Origin of the sequence: Gloeothece verrucosa PCC 7822 (assembly GCF_000147335.1) — a bacterium.
GTDB lineage: Bacteria > Cyanobacteriota > Cyanobacteriia > Cyanobacteriales > Microcystaceae > Gloeothece > Gloeothece verrucosa.
The window spans coordinates 5,691,391-5,711,820 of record NC_014501.1 but is presented as its reverse complement, the minus strand read 5'-3'; the positions used below and the strand labels follow the sequence as shown (position 1 = coordinate 5,711,820).

The window sequence follows — 20,430 nt, the reverse complement described above, 5'->3', positions numbered from 1 at the left end:
CGAATTTTTATCCCCTAACTTGCTTGAGTATTAAGTGATTGCCCTCATATCGTTAGGTAGCATGACATTTGTCCGACTACTTAATATCAAATATAAAACAAAAGGGTAGTGCTACTGATTGCCTACCCCTAAACATAGATAAAAAATATTTAATTTTAAGCCGGATAAATTCTCAGCCTGCGGTTAGGTTCTTCCCCTAAACTATCCGACTGTAAGCGATAATGTTCGACTAACTCATGCTGCATCTTACGAATTTTTGCAGAACGAGGCAGCAACTCAACGGGCTGACCTGTAGGAATGACAATTTGTTCTACTGCTAGTCTTGCCTCTTCTAAGGCTTCAATTTCATCATCATTGCCGCCTCGGGTAAACAAGCGTAGATCAAACGCTTCTGGTAATTTTGGGTCATCCATCCCTAACAACCGTTGTAACCCCCGAGAAATTTGAGGAATGGTATTCGATTTAATTCCATAGATGGGAACTTGACGCGCCTTAGAAATTTGACGGAGTTTAGAATGGTTTTTCACGTGCGAGCGCAACGCTAACACCGCATCCGCCCCATTTAAATCTTTAGTCACCGATACAGGCAGATTTAATAAATCTATTACTTGATCTAACTGTGAGCGGCTGATCCCATAAGGATAAACATACACCGGCAAATCTTCCCCATTAGGGCCAGGAGTCCGTACCTTCTCAGTCACCGGTTCTTCCTGCAACCAAGACTGCTCCAGCATTCGATCAAACTCGAGGGTTTTACCATTTTTGTGTGAGGAAGCGAGCGGCGTTACTGGAGCCATACGGCCTGATGCTCGCCATCCCGTCGGGCGTGCGGGCGCTACAGATGTAGCACTCTTTGCCATTGTTCCATTGATCACGGGTTGGGATTCTTCTTGGGTAATTTTAACTTCCCCATGCTCATCAACGGTTCTCACTTGCAGGACCGGTTCCCGTCCCCGTAGTAAGTTATCAACGGTTTCGGCCACATCCTCATGCACGACCCAGCGTTGCCGCTCTAACATTTCTACCGCTATTTGGAATGTAGGAGGCGCTTTTCGCTCTAAAACGGTCTTCTGTGAACCTCGCCGACGCGCTTCTTCATCCCCTAAAGTCACCGCTTGAATACCGCCCACTAAATCCGATAAAGTTGGGTTTTTAATCAGGTTTTCGATGCGATTTCCGTGAGCCGTTCCCACTAATTGAACTCCTCGTTCAGCAATGGTTCGAGCGGCTAAAGCTTCTAATTCTGTGCCAATTTCATCAATGACAATCACTTCGGGCATATGGTTTTCCACTGCCTCAATCATCACTTGATGTTGTAATTCAGGGCGGGCTACCTGCATTCTACGGGCGCGACCGATGGCCGGATGAGGAATATCTCCATCGCCGGCAATTTCATTAGAGGTATCGATAATTACCACCCGCTTATTATAATCATCGGCTAAGACTCGGGCAATTTCTCGCAGGGCAGTGGTTTTTCCCACGCCAGGACGACCGAGCATCAAAATAGATTGACCGGTTTCTACCAAATCCTCTATCATAGAGATTGTGCCGAAAATAGCCCGGCCAATGCGACAGGTCAAGCCAATAATTTCTCCTGTGCGGTTACGGATAGCACTAATTCGATGTAAAGTGCGCTCAATTCCGGCTCGGTTGTCGCCGCTAAAGCTACCTACCCGATGTATACAATGTTGTAAGTCTTCTTTAGATACGGGAGTATTTCCCAAATCTATAGCAACATCGGCAAAACGGGCTTCAGGAAGCCTTCCCAAATCCATCACCACTTCAACTAAGTGAGAGTGTTTTGGATGCTGCTCAATGATCTCCCGAATCTGGGGCGGTAAAATGGCAAGTAATTGATTTAAATCGTCTGTAATTTGCATCCGTTGGGAAGGGAATTTTTCTGGCATTAATAACAATGGTTCTGTGTTAAAAATTGTTGATGTTGAAATGTTGTTTGTCTTGGGGTCTAACATAACCACTGGGTTTTTGTCAATGGGTTAGGGAATTATTTAACTTTGTTTAAGAGAAAAATCAGAGAATTAAAAGAATATCAATCTTCCACAGAGAGCAACTTGGGCATTTTGAGCGGCGCAACCAGCGAGTGAGCTTGTTGTACGGCGGCCCAAAGTAATTGCGGATGGTTTTCGAGATTTGAGTGGGATTGATGGGTGGTTTCTAGTTCTTGGAGAATAGACGATAGCAGCGAACGGGCATAACTCCCATAGGCAACACCTGAAACAAAAGAAGATTTAAAATTTTTTGTGGTTAAATTCGCCACAGGCCCACTGTTAAGTCCCTCAAGTGGTTTTAGGAGACCCATCTGTCTCAGTTTAGTGACTGTATAATGATTCGTTCCCCCGGCCAATTGAACATAACCCGGTATGCGGGCCTCTAAAACCTTCTGCGCCATCTCAATAGCGGGGTGGGTCGTTCCTTTGCCAATATCGCCACTCATCGGGCGACCATCGGTTTGCCACAACAGGGGACAGCTTAGAGGAGAAATCACTCGATAGAGAAACTGGAGATACTCAATTAACTCTTTATGGTCCTGACAACTAATGGCCAGGAGTTTGAGATGCTTACTCACTGGAGCGATCGCACTCCAGAGTCTGAGAAAATCTTCTCCGTGTCCTACTTGAGTATGGATTTCGATCGCATCAATTCCCATCTGTTCAATTAGAGGCGCGATCACTGTTGGGGTTGATACATAAGACCGAGCCGTAATTAACTGACTCGGACAGACCGGCAGACAGCGACCACACCCATAGCATCGCTGATCTATCACCCCGTCAAATGTAATCGCTTGTGCTGGACAAATTCTCTCACAGGGACGGAGACAGTCAGAGGGACATTGGGTAGCATCAAATTCAGCTTTGCGAAAATGAGGGTCTTCTCCGTCATTTAAACTCACCATTAACCAGGGTGATCTATGGCTGAGAAATCCTTTTTTTGCTGCCGCCTCTGATAATTGACTGGCTACCCTTAGCGCGTCCGATGCGGCTCTAATTACGGCAGGATCAGCCGCCACATCAATGCAGTCAGCACCGGCCAGACTATAGGCTAAGGTGAGACTACGGATAGCGGGAAGGTCTTGGAAACTTGCCCCACAAATCAGCTTAAACCAGTGACCTTCGGATAAAGCTTGCCAAGGAGAATACAGATTGTTCACCCTTCCATGCTAAATCTTTTAGGTAAAAATGGTGAAGTAGATTTTTACCGATTCCATATAGCTTAACCCGTTCATAATTTTTTCTATAACTTAGATTATTTTTGTATTATTATTGTAGCATAAAAACAAAAAAACAAAACAAGAGACAGGAGAGACAATAGTGCCTTTTTCCTTGTACTCTTGTTGACTGTTGACTTTTCGTCTATTAATCGGTTATCGCGCTCAACAACACCTCAGCCAGAGATAGGTCTTCCATATCATCAATAGTGATAGTATCGACGATATCAAACGGTGCCCCGACACTTTGGAGTTGATCATCAAGCGCCTTGAGGAATTCAGTAGCTTGCTTATCCTTACCCACTTGAATCAGAGAAATTCCTAATTCCTCCTCCCGTTCAACTTTTCGAGATGCCTCAATAATTTGCCGCATAACTGCTTTGCGATCATCCGGTTCTCCATCAGTGACAACTAAGACAGTTTCTCCATTAGCTTTAGTTTGTCCGGCTGCCTTACGCTGAAAATAATTTTCTAAAGCATCTTGTAAAACACTCGCTAAGTCAGTATGCCCCATTGGGTCATTTTCGGCATAAATTTGAGAAACTTTATCTGAAGTAACGTTATCGTAGCGTTTAAAACGGCCTGAGAAGAGATAAACCGTTATGCCATCTGGATCAATCTGTTCACATTTTCTTGCTAAAGCCAGGGTAGACTCTTGGGCAATTTCCCAGCGAGATTTTCCGCCAGGTTGATCGGAGATAGACATACTGCCGCTTTTATCAATAATAAGGGTATAGTCCCGGTCTTGAACTACAGAATCTGCCGCCATATTTGGCTATAACCTCCGTTCAATGTAACTCTTTCTCTCTTAGCCTATTACGAAGCTTGGTTAGTCCCTGAAAAAATTTTGATTTTTCTTACATTTTAGGAAACACCCGAACACCCGAACAGTGATCTTTCGCGCCGCGAGGGAGGGAACTGGGAACAGGGGAAAAGGAAGGGAGAATGACTAATAACTGGTCAATATACGATGACTTAAAAAGCCGGAAATGTAAAGTGTTGTAAACAGAGTTTATAAAAATCTTTAAAGATCCGCTAAAACCGGATTAACGCTTTAATGTAGTACATCACAGACGTATATTCAAGGATATGGCAATGGAGCAAGAAGCACAAAAGTATCGCATGATCTGCACCTTAACTTTTGGTGACATCTATGGTCAAATTATTGTTTGGTTAATTGTTATTTTTCTCAGTTTAGCATCAGCTTTAGCACTGTGGAGTACCACCCGTCAAATTTACGCTTTAGCGACTGTGGGGATAGTTTTAGTGCTATCTTTACCGTTTTTGCTTTTTGCTTTTGTCACAACTTTACTGAATCACATTGAGTTTACGCCCATTGAACAAGGCGCTAGCACTCGTCAATTTACTCCTGGGGGAACACTCAAAGCAACCAGTCAAAAATCTGCTCAAGCGGCAGGGTAATAATACTTATTAAGTTAACCGTTAACAGCTAACAGTTAATGGAAGTCAAAAAGACTTATAACTTGTATCACTGATTTTTGATTACTGTTAACGGTTAACGGTTAACTCATTAGGCTCCCATACCCGAATAATGTTTTAAACCTCTTCGCCATAACCAACGGTTAACAAACAAAAAAATCACACCCCAACCTAGAATAATGAAAATTCCTCTGATGAAATTAACCGGTAAACCTGTTAAAAGTGCGGCAGGAAAATAAATAAAATAAGGGAAGGGAGTCCAAAAAACCAATTCTTTAACCAAAGGAGGAAAAACATCTAAAGGAGCAATCATGCCGGCTAGAAAAATATAGAATAAAAACCAAAATTGTTCAATAGCCGTTGCTCTCTCAGTCCAAAAAGCCAGCATAGCAAAGGTATATTGAATAATAAATCGAACAAAAAAAGCGACAATGATGGCAACAGTAAACAAAAATAAACGGCTGTAACTGGGAACCCAAGCGGATTGAGGATATAGCACAAAGAACAAGATAATAAAAAACAACACGACAGGAATACGAGCGACTTTTTCAGATAAATGTCTAGCCAGATGATGCCATATAGGGTCAAGCGGTTGTAACAGTCGAAAAGAAAGAACACCCTCTACAACTTCTTTCTCAAAATCCCAGATTACCCAAACAACCGTCAGTTGTCGCACCAAAAAAACGGCAAAAAAGTAGCGGACAAACTGAAGAGAATCAAGTCCAAAATGGCCATTTTTTGATGCCTCTATCCAAACTCCCATTAAAATCAGAGGCAAGGAACCTGATAAAGCCCATAAAAAAATTTCCGCCCGATATTCCAACATATGGGCATAATAAGCGCCTAGTAAAACAATTGCTTTCTTAAACAGAGGCTTCATAATCAAACAGAAAAAACTACTAAGAGGTAAGAGAAACTTTGCCGCTTAAAAACAAACGCCCAATAACTTCTTCTATGGGAGGTTCACTCACACTTAAATCTAACACCTCTAACTGTGCCAAAATTTGAGCGATGGTGGTGGTTAATTTTTCCCGTTGGATTAAAAAACGGACTTCTTGCCCATCAATGGCTTCAATTTCGCCAAATTGGGCTAAATGTGCTTTTTCTACCGGATGAGCTAACTCTACCTTCACCTCGCGACAAGGAGCAAACCGTTCTAATAATTCTTCCAAAGCCCCATCATACATTAATTGTCCTTGATGGATGAGCAACACGCGCTTACACAAAGCTGTAATATCTGCCATATAGTGGCTAGTGAGCAGAATTGTTGCTTGATAGCGTAAATTATACTCTCGTAAAAATTCTCGCACAGCCACTTGTGCATTCACATCTAACCCTAAAGTCGGTTCATCCAAAAATAAAACCTGGGGATGATGAAGCAAAGCCGCTAATAATTCAGCTTTCATCCGTTCCCCTAAAGAGAGTTTTCTCACTGGTTGAGTGAGTTTTTGTTGTAAAGAGAGCATTTCCGATAACTCTCCTAAACGTTGCTCAAAAACCTGATCAGAAAGATTATAAATGGCTGCATTGATTTTTAAAGAGTCCAGAGCCGGTAAATCCCAGAGTAATTGCTGTTTTTGCCCCATCACCAGGCTAGTTTTGCTTAAAAATTGGGGTTGGCGGCGAAAGGGAACATAACCCGCTACTCGAACCTGTCCTGATGAAGGGTGAATTAGTCCAGTGAGCATTTTCAGGGTGGTGGTTTTGCCGGCACCATTAGGTCCTAAAAAACCCACCATTTCCCCGGCTTCAATGCTGAAAGAAATATCTTGAACCGCTTTAATTTCTCGGTATTGACGCTGAAAAAAGTGTTTGAGGGTGCCTTTAATTCCAGGTTGTTTAATGGCAACCGGATAAATTTTGCTGAGATTTTCAACTCGAACAATAGTCATGCTCAATAATAATAGGAGTCGGTTCTATTCGATCCTAATGAATTATTCAATAAAAAAGCTCGTGCTACTCAAGAGCTAAAAAAAGAGGGGGTATTCTTTGATCGGAAAACCCCTACCTAGCACTATAAATTGTAACTGATCGATGTTATTGGTGTGGATATGGCTCAATTGCGGTTTTTTCTGCTTTTAGCTGGCTATTTTAACTTAATGCTGCATGAGAACGATCGTAGGTTGCCCTGAAACTCGACTGCGGCTTACCCTGTATTGTACTCCAATATTCTACTTCGTCCATTTCTAAGCCAATTTCTGCGGCTGTACGTCCTAGCATTGATTGTTGACGATTTTTGATGATCTGATGATGGCGAGCCATGAGAGCGCGAGCTTGTTGTTGAGCAGACATAATCCTTGCCTCCAAATTGCTGATGGATTTTTTAGGGGGTTTACTTAGCCTCTTTAATATATATAGCATATAATTCTGTATCAAATTTTACTAAATCTCAAAATAATTAAAAAACTTAATAAAAGTTTCGGGATCGTTCCAGGCACAGGAGTAATCTTATTATCACAAAAATTGCAATAATACAATGGCTCTTAACATTTTTTATAAATTGACTTGATATAAACTTTAAAAAGGAAGACTATTGGTAAAAAAGTTTAAAGTTTTCTTGAAAAAGCCAAATAGTTGAAGTGAAATTGCTCATTTAGCCTGAATAAATTTTATAATTAATTTAGAGTTATCAATTTACTTTTTTAGTAAAAAATCATTCCAATCATCAAAAATCCTATAGCTATAGCGTAATTCAACCTCAAGAAACTTAAATATGAAACAAAATCTTAATCACTAAGTTTATGTACCTAGGGGCACTAAGTTAAAAGATTCCCCTTGGAATCCATAACTTAACACTCGTTCAAAAAAATTCCTATTTTACTAATGCTATCCCAAGAGCAACAGGCCAGTCAGAGTATCTATGAGCTATCATCTCGCTACAGAAAGTCTTAATTTAAGTCTAGGAGGACTCGTGTTATTTATCCTAATCTCTTGGATAATAAAATTGAAAAAATATTCCAGTTTGGCTCAATCTCTGGCTTATTCAAAAACTCAATTAGAAGAAAACTTATTAGAAGCACAAATAAAAATTAAATCCCTGGAAGAAGAATTGCAGGCAGCTAGAGAAGAAAACAAATTACTAGAAACAAAGCTTAAAATAAGACAACATTTGTTAGAGTTTCAAAAAGATAATTTGAAACAAAATGGTCTAAAAAAGCTCAGAGAATCTAGTCAAGCAGCAAAAACCTGTCAGGTTATCCTAAAAAATTATAGCCAAGACGAGCAAGGAAATTGTACCAATTGTATTGGCGTTAAAACTGATGTTACCGAACCTAAACAAGCTGAAATACAACGAGAGCGTTTTTTTACGCTTTCATTAGACCTACTTTGTATTGCTGGATTTGATGGCTATTTCAAATGCTTAAATCCTGCTTGGGAAACTACGCTAGGATATTCTACAGAAGAACTCATAAGTCAACCCTTCATAGAATTAATTCATCCTGATGAACGAGAAGCCGCCTTAACAGAAATCGAACGACTAGGTAGAGGACAATTAACTTACCACTTTGAAAATCGCTATCGCACTCGAGAAGGAACTTATCGCTGGTTAACTTTGACAGCCGTTCCTTATGTAGAAGAAGGGTTAATTTATGCTGTTGCTCACGATATTACTAAGCGAAAACAGACTGAGGCAGAAATTCAGCAAACCCGCAATTTTTTACAAACGATGATTGACCATTTACCCTTAGCGGTCTTTGTTAAAGATGGTAAACCCGAAACATTTAGTCAAATAATTTTATGGAACAAAACCTGTGAAAAAATTTTTGGAATCAGTGCCACAGAAGCCATCGGTTCAACAACTTTTGAGCATTTCTCTGACTCGCAAGCCGAATTTTTTTACCAAAAAGATCGAGAGACTTTTGCCCGCCGTATGCCGCTAGAAATCCCCGAAGAAGAGGCGGATAGCTACTCGTTAGGAAAAAGACTACTTCATACCGTAAAAATTCCCCTTTACGATGAGCAAGATCAACCGCAATATTTACTCTGTATTTCTGAAGATATTACTGAGCGAAAACGAGCCGAAGAAGCCCTTAAAAAAAGTGAAGAACAATTCCGGCTAGTCTTTCAACACTCGCCTATAGGCATAGCCATAGCTACTCCAGAAGGAAAATTAGTGCGAGTTAATGAGGCATTTTCTCAGATGATGGGTTTTACAGAAGCCGAATTACTCAAGCGCACTTGTGGAGATTTAACCTATCCTGATGACCTAAAAAATGAAATACCTCTCCATCAAAAATTATTAGCCGGAGAAATTGCCTACTACCGTCTGGAAAAACGTTATTTAACCAAAAAAGGCCAAGTTCTTTATGGAATGCTTCACGTAGGATTGATTAGAGACGAACAAGACAAACCCCTAAATTTAGTGGGTCAAGTGGTGGATATTAGCGAAAAAACTCAAGCCGAGATCGCCTTACGAGAAAGTGAAGATCGTTTAAGCCGCATTATTACCACTATCTCTGATGGGTTAATTGTCGTAAATAACCAAGGAAATATTAAATTTATTAATCCCGCAGGCGAGAAACTTTTTGGACGTTCTCAAGAGGAATTGCTCGAGCAACATTTTGGTGTTCCTTTTGTGGATGGAAAAACCACCGAAATTTTTATTCGTCATGCTAACCAACAACTGATTGTTGCTGAAATGCGGGTAGGGCTAATTATCTGGGAACAGCAAAAAGCTCATTTAATCTCTCTTAGAGATATTACTGAGCGCAAACAAATAGAAAAAGCTCTCTCTGAAAGTGAGCAACGCCTAGAAAGTATTCTTAATTCTATTGAAGATGTCGTTTGGTCAACTTCGGCCACCACTTTAAACCTGATTTATCTTAATCCCGCTACCGAAAGAGTATATGGCTGTTCGATTGAGCAATTGTTGGCAGAAGGAAATCTTTGGTTTAACCTGGTACACCCTGACGATCAAGCACTTATCGATGCTCATTTCAAAGCTCTCGAGGACACAGGACATAGTGAATATGAATATCGCATTGTGCGACCAGATGGAACAGTTCGCTGGCTTTACAGTCGTTCTCGTACCATTTATGACCCTACTGGAAAACCGATTCGTTTTGAGGGAATTGATAGCGATATCACTGAGCGCAAATCCTTTACCGAACAACTTCAATATAATGCCTATCACGACCCCCTCACCAGTCTACCCAATCGTATCTTTTTATTGGAAAAATTAGAAGAAGCCCTGAAAAAAAATCAAAACCGAGAAAATATTTTTTTTGCGGTTCTTTTCCTCGATCTCGATGACTTTAAAGTGGTTAATGATAGTTTAGGTCATATTGTCGGGGATCAACTCTTGATAGCCATCGCTCAACGTCTAAAAACCAGCTTGAGTGTGCCGCATACTCTAGCCCGGTTTGGGGGTGATGAATTTACCATTCTCTTAGAAGAGATTCAAAGTACCGATGAGCCGCTCAAAGCCGCTCAAAAAATTCACAACGACCTGACTCAGCCTTATGACCTCAATGGTCAACAAGTTTTTATCAGTACCAGTATTGGTATTGCGCTGAGTGATCCCAGTTATATTCATCCACAGGAAATATTACGAGATGCCGATACCGCCATGTATCAGGCTAAAAGATGGGGAAAGGGAGGTTATGCAGTTTTTGATCAACAAATGCACCTACGAGCCGTTAAACGTTTACACTTAGAAATTGAACTGCGGCAAGCCATTGAGCTAAAAGAATTTTTATTATATTATCAACCAATTGTGTCCTTAAGTACGGGTTATTTAACTGGGTTTGAAGCCTTAATTCGTTGGCAACATCCGAAAAAAGGATTGATCTCCCCGGTTGAGTTTATTCCTATTGCTGAAGAAACAGGTTTAATTGTACCGATGGGAAAATGGATTACTCAACAGGCTTGTCGCCAACTTAAATTGTGGCAAGAGCAATATAACCTGAAAAATCCCTTGCAAATTAGCGTCAATCTTTCTAGTAAACAACTGAGGAATTCTCATCTCATAGAAGAAATTGATGAGATTTTGGCACAGACCGGCATAGACCCGAGCAGTTTAAAATTAGAAATAACGGAGAGTATGTTAATGGAAAATGTGGATATAGCCATGAATATTCTCATTGAACTGCGAAAGCGTAATATAGAATTATGCTTGGATGATTTTGGGACGGGATATTCTTCTTTAAGTTATTTACATCGTTTTCCGGTGACTACCGTTAAGATTGATCGCTCCTTTGTCATGCAGATGCAGCCGGGCAATAGCAATGCAGAAATTGTTCATGCCATCATTACTCTGGCACACTCTTTAGAGATGACAGTGACCGCAGAAGGCGTAGAAACTCAGTTGCAATTACAGCAACTCCAATGGTTAGAATGTGAACAGGCACAGGGTTATTTCTTTTCTAAACCTTTGCCGCCAAAAGAAGCAGGCACTTTAATTCAAGCTTTTCCCTGTTGGAAATAACTAATGACTAAACAAGGCGATCTCGTGGAAATTGAAATTACTGACCTTAGCAGTAGTGGGGATGGTGTAGGACGTATTGAGGGATGGGTGGTATTTGTTCCTGATACGGTGCCTGGTGATCTCGCCTTAGTACGTTTAATTAACTTTAAAAAGCAATATGCTGATGGAAAACTCGAGCAATTAATCGAAGCTTCTCCTCATCGCATTCGCCCCCGTTGTATCGTGGCTGATAAGTGTGGCGGCTGTCAATGGCAACATATTAACCCAGAATACCAAAGAACCGCTAAATCCCTAATGGTAACCCAAACCTTGCAAAGAATCGGAGGGTTTTGTGATCCTCCCGTAGCCCCAATTTTAGGAGAGGGAAACCGCCCCGAACTCAAGCCGCTTGAATATCGCAATAAAGCCAGTTATCCGCTCGGAATTTCCGCTCAAGGAACCGTTAAAGCTGGCTATTATCGCCGCCAGACTCATCACATTGTTAATCTTAATCAATGTCCGGTGCAAGATCCCCGCCTCAATCCTTTTTTAGCCAAGATCAAAGCCGATATTGCCGAGCGGAAATGGACAATTTATCAGGAAAAACACCATCAAGGACAATTGCGCCATCTGAGTTTACGCATCGGACGACGCACCGGCGAAATTTTATTAACTTTAGTAACAACTGATGTTCACTTAAAAGGCATTGAGGAACAAGCCCAAATTTGGTTAAAACGCTATCCGGGATTAGTCGGAGTTTGCCTCAATTACAATCCGAGCAAAACTAATGTGATTTTTGGGGAGCAAACCCAAACCGTTGCAGGTCGCCCCTATTTACGAGAAATTTTTGCCGAACTCGAGTTTGAGTTACGTCCTGAAACCTTTTTTCAAGTTAACACCGAAGCCGCCGAGGCTCTAATTGACGTTATTTTTGATAAACTAGAATTACAGGGAACAGAAACTCTCGTTGATGCTTACTGTGGCATTGGCACGTTTACATTACCCTTAGCTCGACGGGTAAAACAAGCGTTCGGTATAGAACTTCACAGTAGCTCAATTATTCAAGCTCAAAAAAACGCACAAATTAATGGACTCTCGAATGTTAGCTTTATGACTGGAGCAGTGGAGACGTTATTGCCCCTTGTAGATATGACCCCCGATCTAGTGTTGTTAGACCCGCCCCGTAAAGGTTGCCCTCCCACAGTGATCGATACTCTTTTGAAACTTAAACCGCCACGTATCGTCTATATTAGTTGTCAAGTGGGCACTCTCGCCCGGGACCTAAAACAACTTTGTGACAAAGGCAGCTATCATTTAACGTTTGTGCAGCCAGCAGATTTTTTTCCCCAAACCTCTCATGTCGAATGTGCGGCATTTCTGAGTCAAGAATCCCTTAATATGATATGATACTAATGGTTGAAACAACTGAAAATTTTCCCTAAAATACCTATTTATAGGGGAATAGAATGCTAGACATTCTAACCCAAAAATTGCCTAAGTTGTTAACCAAAATCTAATCTATTAGGGATTAGAAAAACCTTAAAATAAGTAAAAAATTTTTAATGAAAAGCCAAGCACACTTGACCTAGACGACAAAATTATCGATAATGTTTTTTGGGTAAATGAAGCTAAAACGAGCTTTAACTGTACAAATCAAACTTAAGCACATCCTTAAACAACTATGAAAAGAGCCATCTTGTTTAAAGGAGAAAACCTCTTAAATAAAAAGAAAAATAAGCTTAAAAAAAACCACGAGGATGAAAAATGGAAGGATGAATAGCCATCTTGATTAAAACCATCTCAGAAAGCATTATCTACGCAAGATAAACCTTGCCACCAATAAGCAAAAATTTACTTAATATACAAATTTAGAGGTAAAGCCCGTGATCGCTATTTCACCATCTTCCGCTCAACCTAAGTGGAGTACAATGAGCTTCGCTTCCACCCTCTACCTCTGCCCAGTATTAGATTTACTGCTGGCAAATATTCCTAAACAATTGCAGCCAGAGATTAGGTTAGGGTTACAAGAAGCACTCGTGAATGCAGCTAAACACGGTAATAAATTAGATCCAAGCAAAACAGTTGTCGTTCAATTCTCAGTGACAAAAGAAGGATACTCTTGGGTAATTTCTGACCAAGGTAGCGGTTTTGCTACTGAGCAAGTCAATAGATGCAATTGCGATAATGATTGCGATAGTCATTGCGATAGTCATAGCAATAGTCATTCATTACCCGATTTACCGCCAGAGGAATCAGAAAGCGGTCGAGGGTTGTGTATCCTTCATCAAATCTTTGATCAAGTCCACTGGAACCGCCAGGGGACTCAACTGAGACTTTCTAAGCAAATTAAAAAAGGTAAACGTCAACCTTTATTTAATTGAATGATTGCCATGACTTGGACAAGGAGGCGCAGAAATAGACCGATCTAGCCATCCAGTAGCTTGCTCAAGCCGCTCAAGAGCTTCTTGAGGTTGGTCCTTAAGCAAAAAAACTAGAGCCGCCGCCAATAGCTGACTAGCTTGGGCGTTGCGGTTTGCTTTTAAACGATGCCAGTCATTAGGAGTGATGGTCAAACGTGCGGCTAGTGCTTGAGCTAGTTCAACAGTGCTAACGTCTTGTAGAAGCTCGTCGTGAGATAGCGAAGTTTGTTGAGACATAAAAATTTAGATTTGAGAATGATTATGGAAGCAAAAAATCTACTATATATAGTTTAAGCAAGCATTGTAAAACATGACAGAATGTCTCATAGCAGCCCAAACCCTCTTAACGACTACGGTGAAGAATTTGAGCAAGATTTAGCTAAAGCTGAACAAGCATTAGAAAAACTTAAGCAACGCTATGCACTCATCTTAGAACAAAGCCAAAGGCAAGCCGAACTGCACGAACAGCGCTCCTTAAGCGAACAAGCATGGCAAAATCATCCCACACCTGAGCTAGAAGTAGAATTAAGGCAAATTGAAGCGCAAATACAAGAGTTACAACTGACGCTAGAAAGTGCATTACTCTCTAGTGACGACCTCAAGCGGCTATTTTGGCAAGGGTTACGAAGTGGGCTGCTTAGTGAATTATTTTGGCAGATTGTTCGATTTGGCGGAATAGGGATCATTATTGGTTGGATACTCAAATCTTGTAGCAAATAAGGATTTAAATGGATAATTTTTTAAAAATACCTGCAATTTTGCCTGATGAGGAATATTTTCAGACAATTTTATCGAATCAAAACCTCAAAATAGAGCGTATTATTTCTCGAGGCCAAACTACACCCGAAGATCAATGGTATGACCAAGAGCGGGACGAATGGGTAATTTTACTACAAGGAGAAGCCGAACTCTCTTATCAAGATGGCTCAAAAATTCGGCTCAAAGGCGGCGACTATTTGTTGATTCCTGCCCATGAAAAACATCGAGTAGATTACACTAGCATTGATCCTCCCTGTATCTGGTTAGCAATTCATGCTAATTTAGCTAGTATAAGTTAAATTTTGGCATTCAAGAACCAATGGCATACAGAAACATTACTCTTCAACCCGGTACATTATGGAAAAGAGTGATAGAGCAAAGCGAAAAAGCTCTTGAACTCGGGGCACTTCAACCGATCCCCACTGAGTATGAATTTGTTGAGCAAGAGGGTATGACTTTTTTAGTCAGGATCATCTCTAACCTTGCTCGTAAAGAAGAAGCCAAAAAAAAATCCACAGAACAAAAAGCCTTTAACCCGTTTCTTCCTTATGAAGAAGATTTATTTGTCAGCGATATTTCACAGACTCATTTATGTCTGTTAAATAAATACAATGTTGTGGACCATCATCTGCTGATCATTACTCGCTTGTTTGAGGACCAAGACAGTTGGCTAACCTTAGAAGATTTTGAGGCTTTGTGGGCAACTTTAGCAGAAATAGATGGGTTAGCTTTTTATAATGGTGGTCGAGTAGCAGGGTCTTCTCAGCAACATAAGCATTTACAGTTAGTGCCTCTTCCTTTAAGTCCCATCGGCGAAAAAATCCCTATTTATCCCGCTATTGCCTCAACGGTCTTTGAGCCAAATTTAATCGGTAGGAGCCTCTATTTGCCCTTTATTCATGCCATCGCCAAGTTAAACCCTGATGGCATCAATTCACCAATAGATGCAGCCGCAACGAGTTTAGCGTTATATTATCAATTATTAAAAAGTGTAGGACTAATTGAAGATGAAATTAAAAGTCCCAAACAGACAGGTCCTTATAATTTATTAGCAACGCGAGAGTGGATGATGATTATTCCTCGAAGGCAGGAGTTGTTTCAATCTATTTCTGTAAATTCTCTCGGTTTTGCTGGTGCTTTATTAGCCAAAAATTCCGAACAAATGCAATTTATTAAGGATTACGGGCCGCTAACCATTCTTAAAGAAGTTTCTTTAAATAGGCAAGAGGCGCTCTTGCAAGAGAAAACAGGGAAAATGACTCAGTAGTCGAACACTCATTAAAGTTAACTGTGAGGTTAGGGTGTGGGGTGTGGGGTGTGGGGGAATTGTGAGCGTTTGACAATTCTTTATACAGAGTCCTTTATTTATGTCCAGGTACTTAATAACTAATGACCAATGACTAATGACCAATGACTAATAACTAATGACTAATGACTAATGACCAATGACTAATCATTCCAGAGATAATTAATATGAGTTTTTTTGAAAAATTACAAAATGCCATTGCTCAAAATCAAAGTTTACTGGTAGTAGGACTCGATCCCAACCCTGAAATGATGCCTTTAGAGCAATCTTCTCCTGAAGACCCTGATAATTTGCTCACGGATTTGTGGGAATGGTTAAATTATGTCATACAAGAAACCTCGGATTTAGTCTGCGCCTATAAACCCACATTAGGCTTTTATCAAGCTTTAGGAATTAAGGGATTAGAATTACTTTTAAAAGTCCTAGATAGAATTCCTCAACATATCCCCATTATTTTAGATGCTAAACACGGGGACCTCAATACTAGCACGGTGTTTGCTCGAACCATTTTTGAACAATGGAAAGTGGATGCGGTCACCTTAAATCCTTATGCTGGTCTGGATCATGTTGCTTCTTTTTTAGTCTATCCAGATAAAGGAGTATTTATTTTATGTCATACCAATAATGCCGGAGCGATCAACCTACAAGAATATCCCACTGCTGAAAATCCTTTTTATTTACAAGTAGTCAGAGAAGCTCAAACTTGGGGTTCTCCCGAGCAACTCTTTTTAGAAGTAGGAACTACCAAACCCGAAATTCTTAACCAAGTACGGAGTTATGCCACTGAAAGAATTATTTTGATACGAAGTATTTGGGATAAAGGTAATAATCTTAAGCCAATTTTAACGGCAGGTTTATCTCAAGAAGGGAATAATTTATTAATTCCTGTGCCGCAAGACTTCTTGCTCAAAAAGAATGTCGCTCAAGAAATAAAAGCTTTAAGAGAAGAAATTAATCAAACTAGAACTGAGATAGCAAAAGAAGATTTGCCGGCTCAACTTTGGACTCCTAACGTCTGTTTTTTAAAGCAACATCCCCATCAAAATTTGATTTTACAGCTATATGATATAGGCTGTCTTTTGTTTGGAGACTATCTACAAGCATCGGGGGCAACTTTTTCTTATTATATTGATCTACGTCGTATTATTTCTAATCCCCAACTCTTTCATCAAGTCTTAGATGCTTATGCAGAAATTCTTCTAACTTTAACCTTTGATCGCATTGCCGGCATTCCTTATGGTTCATTACCCACTGCTACCGGCCTATCTTTACTTTTACATCATCCCATGATTTACCCTCGTAAAGAAGTCAAAGCTCATGGCACTCGTCGAGTGATTGAGGGAACTTTTCATCCTGGGGAAAAAGTGGTGGTGGTTGATGATGTTTTAATTAGTGGCAAAAGTGCGATGGAAGGGGCAGAAAAATTAAAATCAGCCGGTTTAAAGGTAGAAGATATTGTCGTTTTTATCGATCATGAAGAGGGCGTGAAAGATAAACTTAAAAATCATGGCTATAATGCTTATTCTGTTTTAAGTATTTCTGAGATCACAGAAACCCTTTATGAAGCCGGTAGAATCAATGAACATCAATATCAATGTTTAGCGAAAAAAGATTCCTCTCAGTAAATAAAACCCCGTCCTCCCTGAGTGAGGTTTAAATTTTTAGGACTTACGCACTGTAATGAAATCAGTAGGGTTTGAGATGACATAAAATCATTGTTTTTAATTAGGAGTGCGTAACTCCTAATTTTGCCTGAGAAAGTTTTTAAGGGGAATTACCGCTATTTTCCCCGAGTGAAGAGGAATAGCGGCACATAATACAGTTAGTGTTAGATTAATTAATTGCTGGAAAAAGAATAGGCAAGAAACCCGACATTAAACTAATCCCAAATCTAATCTCTCACTTCTATTAGAATTAATAGTCGCCGCCACCACGACGAGAAAAATTATTATTTTTGCGATAGCCGCCACCTGATCCACGATTACTGTCCCTGTTGTCATTTTCCCGAGGTCTAGCTTTGTTGACTTTTAGCTGACGACCCATCCATTCAGCACCGTCTAAGGTTTCGATTGCTTTGTCTTCTTCATCATCTGTCGACATTTCTACAAAGCCAAAACCCCGTTTTTTCCCCGTTTCTCGGTCTTCAGGTAAATAAACTCGCCTCACTGTACCATATTCCGCAAAAACCTCACGTAATTCCCCTTCTTCTACCTCGTAGTGTAAATTACCAACGTAAATCGCCATGGATTATCTCCAAAAATCAAATCACAATGCAGTAGAGCCATGTCAGAAACAACAGCCAGCCTATAACCTAGCGATGAAATCCATCAAGATTAGAAACAATTGCCGCAACTGAACCTAACTCTTATTTATTAATAACCTAACACAGGTTTAGAGATTTCTGACCATGCCTTATGGAAAAAATGTTACAAACTGCAAAGTTAGAATAGAAAAAATATGGAGCAGATGACAATGAATCAAAAAAATCCCCCTCGATGGGATGCCGGACGATTTTTTGAAACGTTAAATTATTTTGAAGTTATTCCTTTTTTCAGTTGCTGGCAACGACTGTTTAGAGGTCATCAACAAACTCAAACTGTAAATTTGGGGAAAAAGAATATGGGAACAATTTTGGTAGCCGGGGCAACAGGCGGAGTTGGTAAGCGCGTGGTTCGTCGTTTATTAGACAATAAATATCCTGTACGTGCTTTAGTCAGGGATAGTCAAAAAGCGAGGGAAATATTAGGGGATAAAGTAGAACTGTTTGAAGCCGACCTGACTCTTAAAGAAACCTTAACCCCAAAGTTAATGGAAAATGTAGCGGCGATAATTTGTTGTACAGGAGTGCGGGTACAACCGGTAGAAGGAGATACGCCTAGCAGAGAAAAGTATTATCAGGGAATAAAATTTTATCTACCTGAAGTGGTAGATAGCCCCGAGATGGTGGAGTATCAAGGCATTAAAAATCTAATAGAAGCGGCGCAAAAATATTTAAAATTTAAACTTCCAGAAAGAACCCTTTTTGATTTCACTAAGCCCAGCACTGAGTTAAAAGAAACATGGGGAGCGGTGGATGATGTGGTGATGGGAGGAGTCAGCCAAAGTTCTTTGCGACTCGACTCAAAACGAGCAGTTTTTTCAGGGAATGTGTCAACAGATAATAACGGGGGCTTTGCTTCTGTGCGGACCCGCAATTTAGAGCCGCCTTTGGATTTATCTGAATACGAAGGAATTGAACTGAGGGTTCAAGGAGATGGTAAACGTTATAAATTTATTATTCGTTGTGAGGGGAAATGGGATGGTATAGGTTACTGTTATTCTTTTGATACGATTTATAACTTTACCCAAACTATACAGATTCCTTTTGCCGATTTAATTCCGGTTTTTCGGGCTAAAACGGTTCCCGAAGCCGGCGCTTTTGATGCGAGTAAAGTTTATTCCATGCAGTTGATGCTGAGTAAGTTTGAATATAATGGGGGACTCAATCCTAAATTTTCGCCGGGATTGTTTGGCATAGAAATTGAGTCAATCAAGGCTTATGGCGGTAAACCTAAACCCCAATTTATCATGATTAGTTCGGCCGGAGTAACTCGTCCGGGTCGTCCTGGGATTAATTTAGAAGAAGAACCGCCGGCGGTGCGGATGAATGATCAATTAGGGGGTATTTTGACTTGGAAGTTTCGAGGAGAGGAGGTTGTGCGTTCAAGTGGGTTAGCTTATACCATTGTTCGCCCCTGTGCTTTAACCGAAAAACCCGCAGATAAAGTTTTAATGTTTGCTCAAGGGGATAATATAAAAGGTCAAGTGAGTCGGGAAGCCATCGCCGAGTTATGTGTGGAAGCTTTAGAACTTCCTAATGCCTGTCATAAGACTTTTGAAGTGAGAGAAGAGGAACAACAAGCGGCTTCTATTAATTGGCCAGATTTGTTTGCTCAGATTAATCGTGATTTAAGTTAAATAGCACTAACGCCGGTAAGCTAAAGCAAAGCGCTCAATACCGGCAAAGTCTGGGAAAATTTGAATGTTTTGATAACTTCCTTGACACGCTAATAATTGAGCGACTTGCTCCGCTTGTCCGGCCATCATTTCAATTAACCAAATGCCGCCAGAACGTAAATATGGCGGCGAACTTTCAATTAAATAACGAATAGACTCTAAACCCCCTTCACCCCCATCTAAAGCTATATGAGGCTCATGATAAGCCACTTCAGGGTCGAGAGTCGCAATTAACTCTGTGGGAATATAAGGCGGGTTAGACACCATCCCGTTCACTTGTCCCCTTAAAAATTCTAACGGTGTCCACCAAAAACCTTGTTTAAAATGAATTCTCTCGGCAAAACCCCACTCGATGGCATTGTCTTCGGCAATGTCTAAAGCTCCCCTACTCCGATCTACTGCATAAATTGTTGCATTTGTCAAGATATCGGCGAGTCCCAGAGCGATCGCGCCGCTACCGGTACCTAAATCTACCCAATTTCCTGATGCAATATCGAAAAGGGGGCTTTCTGGGATAGCTTTCAGCACGATATCGATAATATATTCGGTTTCTGGGCGAGGAATGAGGACATCTGGAGAAACTTTAATTTTAAATTTACGCCAAGGTGTAACACCGACTAAATACTGAACGGGTAAACGACAGGTTAAGCGTTGTTGCCATAAATCGGTTAACTCGGATAGAGACTGTTTGAGGGGAATTTTTGACCTATTCTTAAAGGTTTCTAAGCGCAGTTCTAAATGGGTTAATTCTGCCACTTCTTGAAGTAACCAATCAACTTCATTGGGGGATATTTTTGAGGCAATAGATTCTTTTTTTGCCCAGTTTTGCCATTGACTTAGTTGTTTTCCTGATACAGTTTCTCCCATATTTTTATGA

General features: G+C 40.4%; 18 protein-coding genes. 9 read left to right on the top strand and 9 right to left on the bottom strand.

The features are described 5' to 3' along the window. Positions 1-155: 155 nt before the first annotated feature. From CYAN7822_RS25700 to CYAN7822_RS25690, 3 genes are all read right to left on the bottom strand, one after another. The gene (locus tag CYAN7822_RS25700) at positions 156-1,973 is read right to left on the bottom strand and encodes a R3H domain-containing nucleic acid-binding protein (RefSeq protein WP_013325184.1); all 1,818 of its coding nucleotides are present in this window, start codon (positions 1,971-1,973) and stop codon (positions 156-158) included. A gap of 77 nt (positions 1,974-2,050) precedes the next feature. Continuing rightward, positions 2,051-3,169: a circadian clock protein LdpA gene (ldpA, locus tag CYAN7822_RS25695; protein ID WP_013325183.1), complete on the bottom strand. Its 1,119-nt coding sequence runs from the start codon at positions 3,167-3,169 to the stop codon at positions 2,051-2,053. Between the two features lie 205 nt (positions 3,170-3,374). Further along, positions 3,375-3,995 (bottom strand): vWA domain-containing protein, encoded by a 621-nt coding sequence (locus CYAN7822_RS25690; protein WP_013325182.1) that lies wholly within the window; start codon positions 3,993-3,995, stop codon positions 3,375-3,377. A gap of 326 nt (positions 3,996-4,321) precedes the next feature. Between CYAN7822_RS25690 and CYAN7822_RS25685 the strand changes: the two genes are divergently transcribed. Further along, positions 4,322-4,648 (top strand): hypothetical protein, encoded by a 327-nt coding sequence (locus CYAN7822_RS25685; RefSeq protein WP_013325181.1) that lies wholly within the window; start codon positions 4,322-4,324, stop codon positions 4,646-4,648. A 109-nt stretch (positions 4,649-4,757) separates the two neighbouring features. Here CYAN7822_RS25685 and CYAN7822_RS25680 read toward each other — a convergent pair whose 3' ends face one another. The 3 genes from CYAN7822_RS25680 to gifA form a co-directional block, all read right to left on the bottom strand. Then, positions 4,758-5,546, bottom strand: a complete 789-nt coding sequence (locus CYAN7822_RS25680) for an ABC transporter permease (protein ID WP_013325180.1) — start codon at positions 5,544-5,546, stop codon at positions 4,758-4,760. A gap of 19 nt (positions 5,547-5,565) precedes the next feature. Then, positions 5,566-6,558, bottom strand: coding sequence for an ABC transporter ATP-binding protein (locus tag CYAN7822_RS25675; protein WP_013325179.1), 993 nt, complete (start codon positions 6,556-6,558; stop codon positions 5,566-5,568). A gap of 199 nt (positions 6,559-6,757) precedes the next feature. After that, on the bottom strand, positions 6,758-6,958 hold the full coding sequence (gifA, locus tag CYAN7822_RS25670) for a glutamine synthetase inactivation factor IF7A (RefSeq protein ID WP_013325178.1): 201 nt from the start codon (positions 6,956-6,958) through the stop codon (positions 6,758-6,760). Between the two features lie 568 nt (positions 6,959-7,526). Between gifA and CYAN7822_RS25665 the strand changes: the two genes are divergently transcribed. The 3 genes from CYAN7822_RS25665 to CYAN7822_RS25655 all read left to right on the top strand — a co-directional run bounded on the left by CYAN7822_RS25665 (position 7,527) and on the right by CYAN7822_RS25655 (position 13,453). After that, positions 7,527-11,093, top strand: a complete 3,567-nt coding sequence (locus CYAN7822_RS25665) for a PAS domain S-box protein (RefSeq protein WP_013325177.1) — start codon at positions 7,527-7,529, stop codon at positions 11,091-11,093. Between the two features lie 3 nt (positions 11,094-11,096). Continuing rightward, positions 11,097-12,479 (top strand): 23S rRNA (uracil(1939)-C(5))-methyltransferase RlmD, encoded by a 1,383-nt coding sequence (rlmD, locus tag CYAN7822_RS25660; RefSeq protein ID WP_013325176.1) that lies wholly within the window; start codon positions 11,097-11,099, stop codon positions 12,477-12,479. 521 nt (positions 12,480-13,000) lie between these two features. Further along, positions 13,001-13,453: an ATP-binding protein gene (locus CYAN7822_RS25655; protein ID WP_157871851.1), complete on the top strand. Its 453-nt coding sequence runs from the start codon at positions 13,001-13,003 to the stop codon at positions 13,451-13,453. Here CYAN7822_RS25655 and CYAN7822_RS25650 read toward each other — a convergent pair. Further along, complete coding sequence (locus CYAN7822_RS25650) at positions 13,442-13,729, bottom strand: DUF6439 family protein (protein WP_013325174.1); 288 nt, start codon at positions 13,727-13,729, stop codon at positions 13,442-13,444. The two genes, CYAN7822_RS25655 and CYAN7822_RS25650, sit on opposite strands and share 12 nt — an antisense overlap. An 81-nt stretch (positions 13,730-13,810) precedes the next feature. Here CYAN7822_RS25650 and CYAN7822_RS25645 point away from each other — a divergent pair, with 81 nt between their 5' ends. The 4 genes from CYAN7822_RS25645 (at position 13,811) to CYAN7822_RS25630 (ending at position 17,182) form a co-directional block, all read left to right on the top strand. Then, positions 13,811-14,212, top strand: a complete 402-nt coding sequence (locus CYAN7822_RS25645) for a sll0565 family protein (RefSeq protein ID WP_013325173.1) — start codon at positions 13,811-13,813, stop codon at positions 14,210-14,212. An 8-nt stretch (positions 14,213-14,220) separates the two neighbouring features. After that, on the top strand, positions 14,221-14,550 hold the full coding sequence (locus CYAN7822_RS25640; protein WP_013325172.1) for a cupin domain-containing protein: 330 nt from the start codon (positions 14,221-14,223) through the stop codon (positions 14,548-14,550). A gap of 20 nt (positions 14,551-14,570) precedes the next feature. Continuing rightward, positions 14,571-15,518 carry an ATP adenylyltransferase family protein gene (locus tag CYAN7822_RS25635; RefSeq protein WP_013325171.1) on the top strand — a complete coding sequence of 316 codons (948 nt, stop codon included), beginning with the start codon at positions 14,571-14,573 and terminating at the stop codon, positions 15,516-15,518. Between the two features lie 206 nt (positions 15,519-15,724). Beyond that, positions 15,725-17,182 (top strand): bifunctional orotidine-5'-phosphate decarboxylase/orotate phosphoribosyltransferase, encoded by a 1,458-nt coding sequence (locus CYAN7822_RS25630; protein ID WP_013325170.1) that lies wholly within the window; start codon positions 15,725-15,727, stop codon positions 17,180-17,182. 289 nt (positions 17,183-17,471) lie between these two features. Here CYAN7822_RS25630 and CYAN7822_RS25625 read toward each other — a convergent pair whose 3' ends face one another. Beyond that, positions 17,472-17,801, bottom strand: coding sequence for an RNA recognition motif domain-containing protein (locus CYAN7822_RS25625; RefSeq protein ID WP_013325169.1), 330 nt, complete (start codon positions 17,799-17,801; stop codon positions 17,472-17,474). Positions 17,802-18,029: 228 nt separating this feature from the next. On the opposite strand from CYAN7822_RS25625, the gene CYAN7822_RS25620 reads away from it, so the two are divergent. Then, on the top strand, positions 18,030-19,514 hold the full coding sequence (locus CYAN7822_RS25620) for a CIA30 family protein (RefSeq protein WP_013325168.1): 1,485 nt from the start codon (positions 18,030-18,032) through the stop codon (positions 19,512-19,514). 6 nt (positions 19,515-19,520) lie between these two features. On the opposite strand, the gene prmC is transcribed toward CYAN7822_RS25620, so the two are convergent. Further along, complete coding sequence (prmC, locus tag CYAN7822_RS25615) at positions 19,521-20,420, bottom strand: peptide chain release factor N(5)-glutamine methyltransferase (protein WP_013325167.1); 900 nt, start codon at positions 20,418-20,420, stop codon at positions 19,521-19,523. Positions 20,421-20,430: the final 10 nt, after the last annotated feature.

Bases quoted from the DNA above. Each gene is read 5' to 3' on its own strand.
- CYAN7822_RS25700 (WP_013325184.1), bottom strand. From the start codon at position 1,973: ATGTTAGACCCCAAGACAAACAACATTTCAACATCAACAATTTTTAAC.
- CYAN7822_RS25690 (WP_013325182.1), bottom strand. From the start codon at position 3,995: ATGGCGGCAGATTCTGTAGTTCAAGACCGGGACTATACCCTTATTATT.
- CYAN7822_RS25685 (WP_013325181.1), top strand. From the start codon at position 4,322: ATGGAGCAAGAAGCACAAAAGTATCGCATGATCTGCACCTTAACTTTT.
- CYAN7822_RS25680 (WP_013325180.1), bottom strand. From the start codon at position 5,546: ATGAAGCCTCTGTTTAAGAAAGCAATTGTTTTACTAGGCGCTTATTAT.
- CYAN7822_RS25675 (WP_013325179.1), bottom strand. From the start codon at position 6,558: ATGACTATTGTTCGAGTTGAAAATCTCAGCAAAATTTATCCGGTTGCC.
- gifA (WP_013325178.1), bottom strand. From the start codon at position 6,958: ATGTCTGCTCAACAACAAGCTCGCGCTCTCATGGCTCGCCATCATCAG.
- CYAN7822_RS25665 (WP_013325177.1), top strand. From the start codon at position 7,527: ATGAGCTATCATCTCGCTACAGAAAGTCTTAATTTAAGTCTAGGAGGA.
- rlmD (WP_013325176.1), top strand. From the start codon at position 11,097: ATGACTAAACAAGGCGATCTCGTGGAAATTGAAATTACTGACCTTAGC.
- CYAN7822_RS25655 (WP_157871851.1), top strand. From the start codon at position 13,001: ATGAGCTTCGCTTCCACCCTCTACCTCTGCCCAGTATTAGATTTACTG.
- CYAN7822_RS25650 (WP_013325174.1), bottom strand. From the start codon at position 13,729: ATGTCTCAACAAACTTCGCTATCTCACGACGAGCTTCTACAAGACGTT.
- CYAN7822_RS25645 (WP_013325173.1), top strand. From the start codon at position 13,811: ATGTCTCATAGCAGCCCAAACCCTCTTAACGACTACGGTGAAGAATTT.
- CYAN7822_RS25640 (WP_013325172.1), top strand. From the start codon at position 14,221: ATGGATAATTTTTTAAAAATACCTGCAATTTTGCCTGATGAGGAATAT.
- CYAN7822_RS25635 (WP_013325171.1), top strand. From the start codon at position 14,571: ATGGCATACAGAAACATTACTCTTCAACCCGGTACATTATGGAAAAGA.
- CYAN7822_RS25630 (WP_013325170.1), top strand. From the start codon at position 15,725: ATGAGTTTTTTTGAAAAATTACAAAATGCCATTGCTCAAAATCAAAGT.
- CYAN7822_RS25625 (WP_013325169.1), bottom strand. From the start codon at position 17,801: ATGGCGATTTACGTTGGTAATTTACACTACGAGGTAGAAGAAGGGGAA.
- CYAN7822_RS25620 (WP_013325168.1), top strand. From the start codon at position 18,030: ATGAATCAAAAAAATCCCCCTCGATGGGATGCCGGACGATTTTTTGAA.
- prmC (WP_013325167.1), bottom strand. From the start codon at position 20,420: ATGGGAGAAACTGTATCAGGAAAACAACTAAGTCAATGGCAAAACTGG.